A 15,006-nucleotide genomic window follows, 5' to 3' on the forward strand; every position below is an offset into this window, starting at 1 on the left:
GACAGTCCCGCGCCCAACACGACGGTGCGCCACCGGCGTCACCGCAGGCCGGGACTGCGCCGAACGAGTGAGCTCACCCGTCGGGGAGGCTCTCCCGACCCCGGCGCGGGCCTTCGCCGGAGGCGGACCGGTTGCGCCGCAACGCCGTGCCGCGGGGGCGCGCCGGACGGCCGCGGCGTCACGGGCGCCGCTTCCGCTGGCTCCCACGGCGAAGCGCGCCGGGAGGGGCCCGCGATCCCCCGCCGTGGCGCGGGATCGGGGCCGGGTGGCCTCCCCCACACGCCGCGACACCCCCAACCCGGCGTGTCGCGCAAAAAGTTCTCCGGAAGGGCCTCGGGTCCTATATGGACGACCACTGTGGACGGCTCTTACCCGGTATTTTCCCTGCTCAGAGGCATGGCGAGGGTCCGGCCGGCGTTCCGGCCGACTTCCGGCGGCCCCCGCAGAGGCGGCGGAACCCGCCCTCGTACAAGGAAATATTTCGACCCCCGGTTGGATTTTGTGCGGTATTGGTAATACCGTGTGCAGTGTCGGCCGAGATGGGCCGTGACTAGTAGTTCCACTATGGAGGACTGGAATGACGAACAAGGCCCAGCTGATCGAGGCGCTGTCGGAGCGTCTGGGCGACAAGAAGGTGGCTTCGCAGGCCGTCGACGGTCTGGTGGACATCATCATCCGGACGGTCAACAAGGGCGAAAAGGTCAACATCACCGGCTTCGGGGTGTTCGAGAAGCGCGCCCGCGCCGCTCGCACCGCCCGCAACCCGCGCACCGGTGAGGCCGTCCGCGTCAAGAAGACCAACGTGCCCGCCTTCCGCGCCGGCACCACCTTCAAGGACGTCATCTCCGGCACCAAGAAGCTCCCGAAGGCGACCCCGGTCAAGCGCGCCACCGCCGCCACCAGCACGCGGGCGACGGCCACCAAGACCGCCGCCACCGCCGCGCCGGCCAAGGCGACGACGACCCGCACCACCCGCGCGGCGGCGGCCAAGCCGGCCACCACGCGCTCGACGACCACGCGGACCCGCGCCACCGCGGCGAAGCCGGCCGCCAAGGCCACCACCGCCACCAAGGCGGCCCCGAAGACCGCCGCCAAGACCACGGCGGCCAAGGCCACCACGGCGAAGGCGACCACCACGCGGGCCAAGACCGCCGCCGCCAAGCCGGCCGCGACGAAGACCGCCGCGGCGAAGAAGACCACCGCGGCCAAGGCCCCGGCCAAGCGCACGTCGGCCGCCAAGAAGAAGTAACACCCCTCTGGCGACTCGGAAGGGCCCCGCACCTGCCTGGTGCGGGGCCCTTCCGGCGTTCCGGGTCTCCGCGGACGGGATCGGCGCGCGCGGCCGAGCCCGGCGACCACTCGGGACCGCGGCAGACCGGGTGCGCGCAAACCAGCCCCAAATCGCCGCTCACGGCTTCGCGGGCGGCCTGAGCCGTCCCCGACTGCCGATCGGCCTGAACCGCTCTCCGTCGGCTTGAACCCCGCCACCACACCCCCGCCACCGATTCCACCGCGGATTCCCCGCCTGCGGAACCGGTCCCGGTCAACCCCGCACCCGATCCCCAGCCGACTGCCGAACAATGCACCGCGGCCACTCCTTGGGGTGAACGCCGACGGTTGCCTTCGAGCCTTCGCGGGTAGCCCTCCGGCACGGAACGCAATCCGACCGCAAGGAGTCGCGATGACGGAGAACGAAAACCGGCCCGAAGCGGACCTCGACCACAGCCGGCAGCTCATCAAAGAGGCGAAAGAAGCCGCCGCGGAGGCCCACCTGGCCGATCCCGCGGAAGGGGCCGCCGACGAGGCGCTCGTGACGGATCCGCCCTACCACCACGGCGAGCAGGGCTCCACGCCGTCCGGAACGTAGATTCCCGGCCGCATTTACGCCGGTATTGCCGTCGCCGCGGCCGGTGCCGGGCGAATGCCACGACCCCGCCGGAACGGCGGCGGCCGGTCCTATCAGACCACCCCGGGCCGCCGCCGTTCCGCGCGTCCGGGAGGAAATTGCCGTACCTCTCCTCGGGTGGATACACTCCACCGAAGAACGCCGACCATTGTGCAACTTGTCACACGTCGCGTTCCCCCGGACGCACATCCAGCTGAGGAGCATTCCCGTGGCCCAGAAAGTCCTCGTCGAGATCCTGGACGACATCGACGGCAGCACCGCCGCCCAGACCGTTCAGTTCGGCCTCGACGGCGTCACCTACGAAATCGACCTTTCGGACGAGAACGCCACCGCCCTGCGCGACGAACTGGCCCGCTACATCGCGGCCGGACGGCGCATCGGCGGCCGCAAGGTCCGCGTCGCCACCGGGCAGTCGACCACGACCAGCACGACCGACCGCGAGCGCAACCAGCAGATTCGTGCCTGGGCCAACGCGAACGGCTACGAGGTCTCCGAGCGGGGACGCCTGTCCTCCGAGGTGATCGCCGCCTACGAGCAGGCCCAGGTCGAAGAGGCCGAGACGCCCGCCGCGCCGCCGCGCAAGCGTGCCCCGCGCAAGAAGGTCGCCGCCGCCAAGAAGTAACCCCGGTGGCCGGGAGATCACTGGGGAGAGATCACCGCAGCGGCGGTGGCGGGGGCGGAACGTCCCCCGTCACCGCCGTCGGCTTTTTGCGGGCCGGACGTGGGAGGCATCACACGCCCGCGTTGTCAGGAATTGTCAGCGCATTCCGTGCGGGCGTTTTCCGGAAACTCACCCGCGCAGCGCCGGGCCGATCCAGCGGCGGACCAGGGCGCGCAGTTCGTCGTCGGTGAGCGGCGGGGTCGAGGGGTACTGCAGGAACGACAGGAACAGCCGCATTAGGACCTCGGCGAGGCCACGAAGCTCCTCGTCGGTCGCGATCCCGGCGGCCGCCCAGTCGACCGGCAGGTTGCGGAGGATCCGCGCGCCGTACGAAAACGCCAGCGGCGAGATGACGCCGTCGGTGAAGAAGTCCGCTTCGCCCGCCTGCAGGAGCAGCCCCATGTGCGGCTCGCCGGGCAGCGTCCGGACGGCGAACACCACTGACTCCACCGCGGCTTCCGCCGCCGTGCCGAACGCGGCCAGGTGCCGCTCCATCCGCCCGGCGAACTCCTCGACGCCGGCCAGCGCGACCGCGCGCAGGATGTCCTTCAGGCCCGGGAAGTAGCGGTAGACGGTCTGCCGGGTGACGCCCGCCTCGGCGGCGACGTCGGAAAGGCTCGTCTTGGCCAGGCCGGCCCGGTCGAGGCACGCCGTCGCCGCCTCGACGATCCGGCGGCGTGCCTCGTCTTCGGTTCCGGGCGGGTTGCCCTGCCAGCCGTGGTGCCCCATCCCGCCATCTTCCCCGAGCGGCGCGCTCAGCCGGGGACAGGGGCGCGCTCGCGCCGGTACAGCGCGAACACCAGCAGGCCGGCCCCGGCGAAGCAGGCAAGCGCGTACAGCCCGCTGCCGACCGGGGTGCCGTCCGCGGTGACGCCGTCCTTCGCGGCGAGGTAGCCCGGAAGCGCGCCGAGCCAGAACACCGCCATCCCGCCGAGGTAAACAGCGGGATAGACCCGCGTGAACGCCGACAGCGGCTCGCGTGGCTCCCCGGCACGCAGGTGCGCGACGACGATCCAGGCGCCGGCCAGCCACAGGAGGCCGAGTTCGACGCCGAGGATCCACGCTCGCGCGGTGGTGTCGTCACCGGCGAGGCTCGACGGGATTCCGGCGATCGCCATGGTCGGCGGCGTGAGCACGCCGGCCAGCAGGATGCGCGGGGTCAGCCGGCGCGGCGGCGGCCCACCGGTCAGCCGCACGACGAGGTAGGTCATGGCGGCCATCGAGACGGAAGCGAACAGCAGCATGCTGTTCAGCGGCACCGACGCCAGCGCCGGGTGGTTGACGATCGCGTTGGCCGGGTTCCACGCCCACCACTTCAGCTGCGGGCCGAGGTGGTCGAAGACCTCGTAGAACACCTGGCAGACGAAGGCGACGGCCACCGCACCCCGCAGCGCGCCGTGCCGGAAGAGCCCGAGCGAGCGCACGAGCTCGTAGGCGAGCTGGCTGATCACCGGGTAGAACGCCACGATGTAGAGCGGCAGCCGGTCCCCCATGAACTGCACGGTGAAGAGGTTGTGGGCGAAGATGAAGCCGTAGAGCCGGTCGAGCCCGAACCACTCCGGGAAGTACAGCGGCGGCTCGGTGACGAAGAGGTAGACCAGCGAAGCCCACCACAGCGCCAGGTTCACCGGATCGCCCTCGCGGCGACGGCGCAGCGCGTGCACCAGAGCGAACACCGCGCCGCCGACGATCAGCACCTCCAGCAGCGGCATCGTCCAGTGGGCGAGCGCCCACGGCGGCCGGACCGAAACCACCGGCGCGACGTCGTGGCAGTCGAAGCCGAGTCCGCGGGTGACGGCTTCGGCGTCCGGCCCGCACGTCGCGCTCATCGCGCGGTCGCCGTCGCCGGTGAGTAGTCCGTGGCCGGCGGCTCCGCCTGGGGATCGAACCCGAACGGCACGCGGTGCCGTCCCCGGGCCGCGCGGACGCGGTAGCGCACCAGGCCCGCGAGCACCCGCGGGTTGCGCAGCATCTGCCCCAGCGATTCGTCCAGGTTGAACACCTTCGCGAAGTGCTCGTCGACCACGTCGTCCTCGCGGGCCGCGCCGACGACGAGGCTGAACGCCGGCGCCGACATCGCCGCGACGATGCGCCGCCGCCACTCCGGCAGCCGTTCGGTGCCCACCGCGCACGCGTAGCCCTGGTCGCGGGCCATCGCCAGGCGCCACGGCACGCGCAGCAATCCGCGTTGTGCGGCGAAGAAGCGCGCGGTGAACTTCGCGTCGAGCCGCTCGGCTCCGGACAGGTGCTCGCGCAGCAGCAGCGCCGAGGCCGACGCGGAGCTGATGCCCTGGGCGTAGAAGGGGTTGAACGCGCAGATCGAGTCGCCGACGAACACCAGCCGCCGCGGCCGCGTGCGCAGGCGGTCGTAGCGCCGCCACTTGTTGCCGGTCGAGCGGGTGAGGTGGACCGGCGAGGCCGGGGCGCACCGGTCCATGGCGTCGGCGAACAACGGCGTCCGCACCCGGCGCGCCGTCTCGAGGAACGCGTCGGTGGTGCTCGGCATCTCCAGTCCCCACGAGCCCATGCAGGCGATGACGCGGTTGCCCTCGATCGGGAAGAAGTTGACCAGGAAGTCGTGCTCGGCGGGGTGCTCGCCCTTGTCGGGCGTCGGCATGATCACCAGGTGCCGCCACCACCAGGACGCGGGGCGTTCGGCCGGCAGGTCGTACCAGCGCGAGGTGTAGGTGACCTTGGCGTCGAGCGTCTGCACCTCGGGTTCGGGCCAGCCGGCCGCCGCGAGCCACCCGGAAACCGGGGACCCGCGGCCCATCGCGTCCACGACGAAGTCGGCGTCGACGTGCTCCTCGCCGTCGGCGGCGCTGAAGCCGACGCCGGTGACTTCCCCGTCGGCGGTGGTCAGGCCGCGCACGGAGACCCCTTCGCGGACGGCGACGTTCGCCAGCTCCCGGACCTTGTCCCGCAGGACGCGTTCGATGAGGATCCGCGAGCCGTAGATCATCGTCATGGCGCTGCGCTTGCGGGCCGACCAGCCCGGCCCGTCGAGGTAGGCGGCGTCCATGGACGGCATCAGCAGCAACCCGCCCGCCGCGATGAGGTCGTCCTCGAAGCCGGGGAACAGCGCGCCGATCGCGCGCCGGCCCGAGTTGAGCAGGAAGTGCGGGTGCTTGCTCTGCGGGACGCCGCGCCGGTGTTCGGCGCCGTCGGGCAGTTCGTCGCGTTCCAGCACCAGCACGCGGTCGAAGTGCGGGGCGAGCGCGCCGGCCGCGCAGAGACCGGCGGCACTGCCCCCGAGGACGACGGCGGTCTTGCCGAGCCGCATGCGGATCAACTCCCGTCATTCATACAAAGAGACACCGAATGTATGAATGACGACCGGCGCTGTCAAGCCTCTCTGGGGAGTCCACAGTGGACGGGCGTCGCAGGCTTCGTCCAAGTCACGAGACGTCGAAGGGCCCCGCACCGGATCCGGTGCGGGGCCCTTCGGCCGTGAAGCGGGGGTTACTTCTTCTTGGTGGCCGACGTGCGCTTGGCCGGAGCCTTGGTCGCGGCGGTCTTGGTCGCGGCCGGCTTGGCGGCGGCGGTCTTGGCGCGCGTGGTGGTCGCCTTCGCCGTGGTCGCCTTCGCGGTGGTGGCCTTGGCCGCTGTGGTCTTCGCGGCGGTCTTCGGGGCCGCCTTGGTGGCGGTGGTGGCGGTGGCCTTGGCGGCCGGCTTCGCCGCGGTGGCCCGGGTCCGCGTGGTCGTCGCGGCCGGCTTCGCCGCGGCGGCACGGGTGGCGCGGGTCGTGGTCGCCTTGGCCGGAGCCGCGGCGGCCGCGGTCTTCGTGGCCGTGGCCCGGGTCGCGGTGGTGGCGCGCTTGACCGGCGTGGCCTTCGGGAGCTTCTTGGTGCCGGAGATGACGTCCTTGAAGGTGGTGCCGGCGCGGAAGGCGGGCACGTTGGTCTTCTTCACCTTCACGGCCTCACCGGTCCGCGGGTTGCGCGCCGTGCGAGCCGCGCGAGCGCGCTTCTCGAACACGCCGAACCCGGTGATGTTGACCTTCTCGCCCTTGTTGACCGTCCGGATGATGATGTCCACCAGACCGTCCACGGCCTGCGCAGCCACCTTCTTGTCATCGCCCAGGCGCTCCGACAGCGCCTCGATCAGCTGGGCCTTGTTCGTCATTCCAGTCCTCCAAAGTGGAACTACCAGTCAGGCCCATCACGGCCGACACGCCATAGACTATTACCAGCATCGCGCAAATCCAAACAGGGGCAGGACCTCAACCCTGTTGTGTCGCAGGGGTTGCCGCCCGAACCGAAGGCGAATGCCCGAGCCGTGCGCCCGACGCCACCGGCGTCCAGACAGGACAGCGGGGAAATTCGAACAATTGATCGACTTTGCGGAGCCGGAGCGCAATCGCGCAGCGGGCCAGAAAGCGCTTCCTGGCCGACGGCGAAGATCACCGCCCCTGGCCGCCGAAGGCCCGACCCCGCGCGAGAATCCCTGCGGCGAGCGTCCAATGTGTACAAAGATGCGGACGGCAACGAGTACTCGTTGATCGTCGAGGCGATCCGCAGCGGCGTCGACCGGTTCCAGCCGATTCGCTTCGGAGCGATTGACGCACAGCCCGGCTGGGTAGTTCCCCAGTACTCGGGACGGGGTCTCGGGAACGAGACGGCGGCCTGCCGGGATGACCGCCTCGCACCGTCGGGGCGGTGTTGGGCTCGACGGTCATCGCAGCAGGCCGCCGTCGTCACGCTCACCCCTCGAGCGGCGGAAACGCTGCGAGCGCGATCTTCCTCCGGCTCCGCCGCAGGGCATCCGCACAGCAAAAAGCGGGACCGACCTGGTCAGTCCCGCTCCGGTGATGCTGCTGGTACCCCCGATGGGATTCGAACCCACGCTACCGGCGTGAGAGGCCGGCGTCCTAGGCCGCTAGACGACGGGGGCTTAGGATCTTCCCTGGTTTCCCAGGGGCTTTTCTGTTTTTCTTGCTGGAGAGAACCTACCAGAAGCGATTTCCCGCTTCGCAGGGGGGGTCACTCTCCGCAGCTGGGGTACCAGGACTCGAACCTAGACTAACTGGACCAGAACCAGTCGTGCTGCCAATTACACCATACCCCAGTGAGGTACCGCTCCGGCTGGCCGGTTCAGCACCGCACGAGGAGAAATACTAGAGCACGCCGTTCCGGACCGTGAACGCGGGGGTGCCACTGCCCCGCTGGGCCGGGACGCCGATCGTCGCGTACTCCGAAACCAGCAGCTCAGGCAGCTCGGCGAGGCCGGCCACCGTGTGGACGCCCTCCGGGGCGCGGGCGCCGATGCGGTCGCGGTCGAGCCAGACCGCGCCCAGCCCGGCGTCGCGGGCCCCGATCGCGTCGGTGTCCAGTTTGTCCCCCACGTGGACCGCCTGGGCCGGCGCGCAGCCCAGGCCCAGGCACACCGTGTGGAACATCACCGGGTCGGGTTTGGCGACCCCGAGCTCGCCGGCGATGGCGACGTGGTCGAAGAACGGCGCCAGGCCGAGGTCGGCGATCTTCTTCCGCTGGTGGCCACCCGAGGCGTTCGTCACCGCGGCCAGCATCAGGCCGGCCGCGCGCAGCCACTCCAGGCAGTCGAGGACGTCGTCGAACAGCTGCCACGAGTGGTCGAGCAGCTCCCGGCGGCGCCGCTCGAACGAGCTCACCTGCTCGGCGTCGGCGCAGATGCCGATTTCGGCGAGGAAGCAGTCGGTGCGCCGCTGGTGCATCGTCGCGTAGTCGAGTTCGCCGGCGACGACGAGGGCGACGTGCTCTTCGGTGATGAGGTCCCACAGCGGCCACAGGTCGCCCCGGCCGGTGAGGATGTGGAGGCTCCGGCGGATCGCGGCGGTGCAGTCGATGAGGGTGTCGTCGATGTCCAGGCACACCAGCCGGAGCTCGGGCGGCGCCCAGGGCTCGGACGCCGCCGCGGCGGGCGGGGCGGTTCGCGAAGGGGTCCGGGGTGCCAGGGCGAAATCCACCCAGTGAGGCTAGGGCAACCGCCGCGTTCGCGACGCTGCCAAAGAGGTGATAGCCGCTCGCCTGTTCCGGCGCACCGGCTCTACTCCCAGTTGGCGCACCGTCCCCGTTCGGTTATCCGCCACGAGCGTCGCCGACGCCCGCTCCCGCGGAACAGCAATCGATTCCTCGCCGAAAGCCCTTCTGCCGCAAGGAAATCCACTCCGTCCACAAGAGCACTTCCGCATATCGCCGCCCCAAGCGGCGCGAAGCCGGAACACCGCCGACCAACTGTCGCGTTTGGACGGTTTCTGATCACCGGAGCGAGAGCGCGTGACCGTCGCCCGATCAGCGTATCCCCGGTCAAAGCCCTTGACGCCGGGGCCGGGCGGGTGCATCCTCAAGTTATTCAACAAGCGATGAATAAGGGAGATGGTCGAGATGACCGAGCGCACGACCTGCGTCGTCATCGGTGGCGGGCCGGCCGGGATGGTCACGGCGCTGTTGCTGGCCCGGGCCGGCGTCGAGGTGACGGTGCTGGAGAAGCACGCCGACTTCCTGCGTGACTTCCGCGGGGACACGGTCCACCCGTCGACGCTGACGCTGCTCGACGAGCTGGGCCTCGGCGAGAAGTTCGACGCGCTCCCGCACAGCGAGCTGACCGCGGCCGGCTTCCCCCAGGAGAACGGCGAGCTGATGAAGCTGGCCGACTTCACCCGGCTCAAGGTGGCGCACCCGTACATCGCGATGGTGCCGCAGTGGGACTTCCTCGACCTGCTCGCCGAAAGCGCGCGCAAGGAGCCGACGTTCGCCCAGCGGATGGAGACCGAGTGCACCGGCCTGGTCCGCGAGCACGGCCGGGTCGCCGGCATCACCTACCGCACGAGCGCCGGCGAGACCGGCGAAATCCGCGCCGACCTGGTGATCGCCGCCGACGGCCGCTGGTCGCTGGCCCGCCGCGAGGCCGGCCTGGTGCCGCGGGAGTACGACTGCCCGTTCGACGTCTGGTGGTTCCGGCTCTCCCGCGGCGACGGCGAAGCGGGCAACATGCTGCTGCCGAAGATGCGCGACCGCCGCTTCGCGGTGCCGCTCCCCCGGCCGGACTTCTACCAGGTCGCCTACCTCGCGCCGAAGGGCGAGGACCTGCGCAAGCAGGGCATCGAGGCGTTCCGGGAGAACGTGACGCAGATCTGCCCCGAGTTCCACGACCGGGTGCACGAGCTGGCGACGATGGACGACGTCAAGTTCCTCGACGTGCGGCTCAACCTCTTGCCCCAGTGGCACGTCGACGGGCTGCTGTGCCTCGGCGACGCGGCGCACGCGATGTCGCCGATCGGTGGCGTGGGCATCAACCTGGCGGTGCAGGACGCGGTCGCGGCCGCGACGCTGCTGGCCGAGCCGCTGCGCCGCGGCCGTCCGACGGAGGCTGAGCTGGCGAAGGTGCGTGCGCGGCGCCTCGCGCCGACGCTGCTGGTGCAGGGGCTGCAGCGCCTGATGCACCGGACGGTGGTGCGCGGCGTGATGAACGGCAAGCGCAACGGCCCGCCGGAGCCGATGGTCAAGGCGTTCGCCCGGTTCCCGAAGCTGTCGTACTTCCCGGCACGCCTGCTGGGCCTGGGCCTGCGCCCCGAGCACGCCCCGGCCTTCGCGCGGCGGGCGATGGAGCCGGTGCAGCGCTGAGGAACCACCGAAGGCCACCCCGGACCGGGGTGGCCTTCACCGCACGGGCAAGGGCTCAGCCGGTCGGCCCACGCGCCCAGACAGTCGGCCTGCGTACCCGGAGGGTCGGTTACCGCGGCCCGCCCACCCTCTTGTGCAGCCGCTCCAGCAGTCCCCGGCCCACCGGCCGTCCCACGCGGCGCAGCAGCGGGGCGGCCGCACGGGTGCCCGGGCCGCGCAGCCCGCCGAGGAACGCGAATCGCGTCGCGCTGCCCTCCGGCACCGCCGCCATCCCGCCCACCACCCGCCCGCCCTGCATGACGCACCACCCCGGGCGCAGCACCACGTCGAACCGGTCGTGCAGCCGGAAATACCCCGTGATGTCGGCGACGACGTGCTCCCCCTCTCCCACGACCCGCACGGACCGCACGTTCCGCAGCAGCCGCGGCAGCTCGCCCTCCAGGTCCGCGGCCACCGCCCAGACGTCCTCGAACGGCGCGTCCACCACCGTCTCGGCGAAGAACGCGCCCGGCAGCGCCGCCGCCAGCACGCCCAGGCGGCGGACCGCGTCCAGTTCGGCGACCGGCCAGCTCATCGACCCCACTCCTTCCGGAAACTCCGCCGCGCACGGAACAGGCGCGACTTCACCGTGCCCGCCGGCACCGCGAGCAGCTCGGCCACGGCCTGCTCGTCCAGCCCTTCGACGTCCCGCAGGACGAGGATCGCCCGGTGCTCCGGGGCGAGCCGGTCGAGCACGTCGCGGATGTCGACGCCGAGCTCGACGTCGACGGCCGCCGGGGCGTCGGCCAGTTCGGCGGGCACCGCCCGCCGGGCGCGCCGGGCGACGCGGACCGCCTCCCGCACCGCGATCGCGCGGGCCCAGCCGAACACCGCGGCCGGTTCGGCGAGGCCGCGCAGGTTGCGGAAGATCGCGATCAGCGCCTCCTGGGTGGCGTCGGCGCCGTCGTCGAGCGCGATGGGGCCGCACAGCCTGCCGACGTACGGCGTGAGCAGGCCCAGCAGCTCCTGCATCGCGAGCGCGTCGCCGCGTTGGGCGGCGCGCACGAGCTCGGTCGGGTCCATGCGCCTCCTCGTCCTCCGCCTGGGTGGAGGCGGCCACCCGGCGAAAGGTTCCCGGGGACTTCGTCACCTTTTCCGCGGGGAACCCCGCGCGCCCGAGGTCTCTCCTCCTGGCGTGAACGAAGATCCCTTCCCCGCCGTCGACGGCGTGACACACCGCTTCGTCCAGGCCGGCGCGGTCCGGTTGCACGTCGCCGAGGCCGGTTCCGGCCCGCCCGTGCTCCTGCTGCACAGCTTCCCGCAGCACTGGTACGCCTGGCGCCGGGTGATCCCGGGCCTGGCCACCGACCACCGCGTGCTCTGCCCGGACTTCCGCGGCGCCGGCTGGTCCGACGCGCCGCCGGACGGCTACGACACCGCGACCCGCGTCGACGACCTCCTCGCCCTGCTCGACGCGCTCGGCCTCGACGAAGTCCCGATTGTTTCCCACGGCTGGGGCGCGTGGACGGCGTTCGCGCTGTGCCTGCGCGCCCCGGAGCGGGTCCGCGCGCACCTCGCGCTCACCATGACCCACCCGTGGCCGGCGCGGCGGGCGCTGCGCCGGGCCGCGTGGCGGTTCTGGCACACGACGCTGTGGGAACTCCCGCTGCTCGGCCCGGCCGTCCTGCGCCACTGGCCGGGGTTGACGCGGTTCCTGCTCCGGCACTGGGGCGCGGCCGAAGACGGCGTCGCGGAGTTCGCCGAACGCAGCCGCCGTCCCGGGCAGGCCCGGGCCGGGCAGCAGCTGAACTGGCAGTTCGTGGTGCACGACCTGCCGAAGCTGCGGCGCCCGGGCGCGGACCGGCCGCGGATGCCGACCGAGATCCTGGCCGGCGGCCGGGACGTGCTCGTGCCGCCGGAGCTGCTGGGCGACGTCCTCCCGGTGCGGGTGCTCGCCGACTGCGGGCACCTGATCCCGGAACAGCGCCCGGACGCCGTCGTCGCGGCGGCGCGGGCGCTGTTCGGCGGGAGTTAGACGTTCTCGACCGGGTTGGTCAGGGTGCCGATGCCTTCGATGGTGATCGAGACGCTCTGGCCGCCCTCGATCGGGCCGACGCCCTCGGGCGTGCCGGTGAGGATGATGTCGCCGGGCAGGAGCGTCATGACGCCGGAGACGAACTCGACCAGCTCGGGGATCTTGTGGACGAGGTCCGAAGTACGGCCGTCCTGCTTGAGCTCGCCGTCGACTTCGGCCTTCAGCGACAGGTCGGACGCGTCGATCGCGGTCTCGATCCACGGGCCGATCGGGCAGAAGGTGTCGAAGCCCTTGGCGCGGCCCCACTGGCCGTCGGACTTCTGGAGGTCGCGGGCGCTGACGTCGTTGGCGATCGTGTAGCCGAGGATGACGCTGGCGGCGCGGGCGGCGGGCACGTTCTTCACCGGCTGCCCGATGACGATGGCCAGCTCGCCCTCGAAGTCGACGCGGCCGACGTCCGACGGGCGGCGGATGGCCGCGTGAGGCCCGATGACCGTGGTCGACGGCTTGATGAAGAGCATCGGGGCGCTGGGCACCTCGTTGCCGAACTCGGCCGCGTGCTTGGCGTAGTTGCGGCCGACGGCGATCACCTTGGACGGCAGGATCGGCGCGAGCAGCCGGACGTCGGCCAGCGGCCACCGCTTGCCGGTGAAGTTCGGCTGGCCGAAGGGGTGTTCGGCGATTTCCAGGACCTGGGCGTCGTCACCGTCGCCTTCGATCGAGGCGAACGCGACACCACCGGGATGAGCAATTCGGGCTAGGCGCACGCGGCCATTCTACGTGCGCCCGGCCCGTACCCTCAGGCCACGGTGGTGCTCTTGTGGACGAGCGCGTCGCACAGGGCCAGCCAGCTGGCCTCGACGATGTTGCCGTGCACGCCGACGGTGGTCCACTCGCGTTCGCCGTCGGTGCTCTCGACCAGCACGCGCGTCACCGCGTCGGTGCCGGGGTGGCCCTGGAGGATGCGCACCTTGTAGTCGGCCAGCTCCACACTGTCCAACCAGGACAGGTGCGGGCTCAGTGCCTTCCGGAGGGCGGCGTCGAGGGCGTGCACCGGCCCGATGCCCTCGGCGGTGGCGATGACGCGCTCGCCGCCGACGTGCACCTTGACCGTGGCCTCGGCCATCACCTCGCCGTCGGAGCGGTGGTCGAGCACCACGCGGTAGGACTCGAGCGCGAACGGCGCCTCCGCGGGGACGTCGGCTTCCTGACGCAGCAGGAGTTCCAGGGAGGCGTCGGCGGCCTCGAAGGACCAGCCTTCGGCCTCGAGCCGCTTGACCTTGGTGAGCGCGTTCGACAGCGCTTCGGGTCGGCCGGCAAGGTCGACCCCGAGCTCACGTCCCTTGAGCTCGAGGCTGGCCCTGCCGGCCATCTCGGTGACCAGTACCCGCATGTCGTTGCCGACGGAAGACGGATCGATGTGGTTGTACAGCAACGGATCCACCTTGATCGCGCTCGCGTGCAGTCCCGCCTTGTGGGCGAAGGCCGACGCCCCTACGTAAGCCTGGTGGGTGTAGGGGGCGAGGTTGGCGATTTCGGCAAGGGCATGGGAGACCCGGGTGAGCTCGGCGGCGCCTCCGGTCGGGAGGACGTCGAGGCCGAGCTTGGTCACCAGATTTCCCGTCACGGCGAACAGGTCGGCGTTGCCGGCCCGTTCCCCGTAACCGTTGGCGGTGCACTGGACGTGCGTCACGCCGGCCTGCACCGCGGCGACGGAGTTCGCCACGGCGCAGGAAGTGTCGTCCTGACAGTGGATTCCGAGCCGGAATCCGGTCTTTTCCCTGATGTCCCGCACGGTCTCGGCGAGCCCGAGGGGAAGCTGCCCGCCGTTGGTGTCGCAGAGCACGAGGACGTCGGCACCCGCGTGGGCGGCGGCGTCGAGGACCCTGAGCGAGGTCTCGGGGGAATGCGCGTAGCCGTCGAAGAAGTGTTCCGCGTCGAGGAAGACGCGCCGGCCTTCCCTGGTGAGGAACTCGACGGTGTCTTTCACCATCGCACAGGCCTCATCGACGTCGACGCGGAGAGCGCGTTCGATGTGCCTCAGGTCCGACTTGGCGACCAGGGTGACAACGGGGGCCTCGCTGTCGAGCAGCGCCCGGACCTGCGGATCGGCGTCGGCGGTGGTGCCGGCCTTGCGGGTGGCGCCGAACGCGACGAGGGCGGCGTGGCGCAGCTTCAGCTCGCCCTTCGCGGCCCGGGCGAAGAATTCGGTGTCCTTGGGGAGCGCCCCGGGCCAGCCACCTTCGATGAACCCGACACCCAGCTCGTCCAGCAGCCGCGCGACGGCGAGCTTGTCCTGGACGGAGTAGGAGATGCCCTCCCGCTGCGCACCGTCGCGCAGGGTGGTGTCGTAGAGGTGGAAGGCGTCGCCGAGCGGGGTATCGGCGGGCTCCTTGCGGGTCACGGTCTTCTCCTAGCGTCTTCCTGGCGTTTCGAGGCAACAAAAAAACCTCCCGCAGGGGTGCGAGAGGTTGCGCGCCGGGGGCTCTTGTGGAGCTATCGTCCGGCGCGCTCGTCGATAATGATCGCGAAGCTGGTCACGGTCGCATCATGCCACACGGTTCGCGGACGAGTCCAGGAACTGGGCCAAGCTCCCACCATTCGGGAACACCGCCCTCGGGATTCCGGCGAGGTCGGTCGCTGTTGCGTGGGGCCGCTGGTCGGGTTTGGTCCTCAGGTGCGGCTGGCCTGGGTGGGTACAGGTCTCCGTGGCCGGCAAGCTTGGTGCCCACCACCCCGAAGCCGCCATTGTGACGACGGCCGGCAGCACCGCGTCAAGGCGGGAAAGCGTGCCTTGACCCGGCGCCACCGGCCGTGTTCTGGC

Annotated in this window: 14 protein-coding genes and 2 tRNA genes; 5 read left to right on the top strand and 11 right to left on the bottom strand. The window is 71.3% G+C overall.

The genetic code is table 11. The features are described 5' to 3' along the window. Positions 1-577: 577 nt before the first annotated feature. The 3 genes from IE317_RS25220 to IE317_RS25230 all read left to right on the top strand — a co-directional run bounded on the left by IE317_RS25220 (position 578) and on the right by IE317_RS25230 (position 2,528). Complete coding sequence (locus tag IE317_RS25220; RefSeq protein WP_191313803.1) at positions 578-1,249, top strand: HU family DNA-binding protein; 672 nt, start codon at positions 578-580, stop codon at positions 1,247-1,249. Positions 1,250-1,681: 432 nt separating this feature from the next. Then, positions 1,682-1,867: a hypothetical protein gene (locus IE317_RS25225; protein ID WP_191313804.1), complete on the top strand. Its 186-nt coding sequence runs from the start codon at positions 1,682-1,684 to the stop codon at positions 1,865-1,867. Between the two features lie 247 nt (positions 1,868-2,114). After that, a complete protein-coding gene (locus IE317_RS25230) occupies positions 2,115-2,528 on the top strand; it encodes a histone-like nucleoid-structuring protein Lsr2 (RefSeq protein WP_191313805.1) in 414 nt (137 codons plus the stop codon). Between the two features lie 168 nt (positions 2,529-2,696). Here IE317_RS25230 and IE317_RS25235 read toward each other — a convergent pair whose 3' ends face one another. The 7 genes from IE317_RS25235 to IE317_RS25265 form a co-directional block, all read right to left on the bottom strand. Further along, positions 2,697-3,296, bottom strand: a complete 600-nt coding sequence (locus tag IE317_RS25235; RefSeq protein WP_191313806.1) for a TetR/AcrR family transcriptional regulator — start codon at positions 3,294-3,296, stop codon at positions 2,697-2,699. A 26-nt stretch (positions 3,297-3,322) separates the two neighbouring features. Next, entirely contained in the window at positions 3,323-4,396 is a 1,074-nt protein-coding gene (locus IE317_RS25240) for a hypothetical protein (RefSeq protein ID WP_191313807.1), read from the bottom strand. Next, positions 4,393-5,850, bottom strand: coding sequence for an FAD-dependent monooxygenase (locus IE317_RS25245; protein ID WP_191313808.1), 1,458 nt, complete (start codon positions 5,848-5,850; stop codon positions 4,393-4,395). Before IE317_RS25245 ends, IE317_RS25240 begins: the two co-directional genes overlap by 4 nt. A 179-nt stretch (positions 5,851-6,029) precedes the next feature. Then, positions 6,030-6,692: an HU family DNA-binding protein gene (locus IE317_RS25250; protein ID WP_191313809.1), complete on the bottom strand. Its 663-nt coding sequence runs from the start codon at positions 6,690-6,692 to the stop codon at positions 6,030-6,032. 692 nt (positions 6,693-7,384) lie between these two features. After that, positions 7,385-7,460, bottom strand: a tRNA-Glu gene (locus IE317_RS25255). 102 nt (positions 7,461-7,562) lie between these two features. Next, positions 7,563-7,634: transfer RNA gene (locus tag IE317_RS25260), tRNA-Gln, on the bottom strand. Between the two features lie 49 nt (positions 7,635-7,683). Then, complete coding sequence (locus tag IE317_RS25265; protein ID WP_229902904.1) at positions 7,684-8,511, bottom strand: HAD family hydrolase; 828 nt, start codon at positions 8,509-8,511, stop codon at positions 7,684-7,686. 418 nt (positions 8,512-8,929) lie between these two features. Here IE317_RS25265 and IE317_RS25270 point away from each other — a divergent pair, with 418 nt between their 5' ends. After that, a complete protein-coding gene (locus IE317_RS25270; protein WP_229902905.1) occupies positions 8,930-10,168 on the top strand; it encodes an FAD-dependent oxidoreductase in 1,239 nt (412 codons plus the stop codon). Positions 10,169-10,277: 109 nt separating this feature from the next. Here the strand turns inward: IE317_RS25270 and IE317_RS25275 are convergent, their stop codons facing one another. Beyond that, the gene (locus IE317_RS25275; RefSeq protein ID WP_191313811.1) at positions 10,278-10,742 is read right to left on the bottom strand and encodes an SRPBCC family protein; all 465 of its coding nucleotides are present in this window, start codon (positions 10,740-10,742) and stop codon (positions 10,278-10,280) included. Next, on the bottom strand, positions 10,739-11,230 hold the full coding sequence (locus tag IE317_RS25280; RefSeq protein ID WP_191313812.1) for an RNA polymerase sigma factor: 492 nt from the start codon (positions 11,228-11,230) through the stop codon (positions 10,739-10,741). The genes IE317_RS25275 and IE317_RS25280 overlap by 4 nt, the downstream gene beginning before the upstream one ends. A gap of 112 nt (positions 11,231-11,342) precedes the next feature. On the opposite strand from IE317_RS25280, the gene IE317_RS25285 reads away from it, so the two are divergent. Further along, complete coding sequence (locus tag IE317_RS25285) at positions 11,343-12,182, top strand: alpha/beta fold hydrolase (RefSeq protein ID WP_191313813.1); 840 nt, start codon at positions 11,343-11,345, stop codon at positions 12,180-12,182. Here IE317_RS25285 and IE317_RS25290 read toward each other — a convergent pair. Both IE317_RS25290 and cimA read right to left on the bottom strand, forming a co-directional pair. Further along, a complete protein-coding gene (locus IE317_RS25290) occupies positions 12,179-12,949 on the bottom strand; it encodes a fumarylacetoacetate hydrolase family protein (RefSeq protein WP_191313814.1) in 771 nt (256 codons plus the stop codon). The two genes, IE317_RS25285 and IE317_RS25290, sit on opposite strands and share 4 nt — an antisense overlap. 32 nt (positions 12,950-12,981) lie before the next feature. Then, on the bottom strand, positions 12,982-14,586 hold the full coding sequence (cimA, locus tag IE317_RS25295; protein WP_191313815.1) for a citramalate synthase: 1,605 nt from the start codon (positions 14,584-14,586) through the stop codon (positions 12,982-12,984). Positions 14,587-15,006 lie beyond the last annotated feature (420 nt).

Source organism: Amycolatopsis bullii, from assembly GCF_014654205.1.
Lineage (GTDB): Bacteria > Actinomycetota > Actinomycetes > Mycobacteriales > Pseudonocardiaceae > Amycolatopsis > Amycolatopsis plumensis.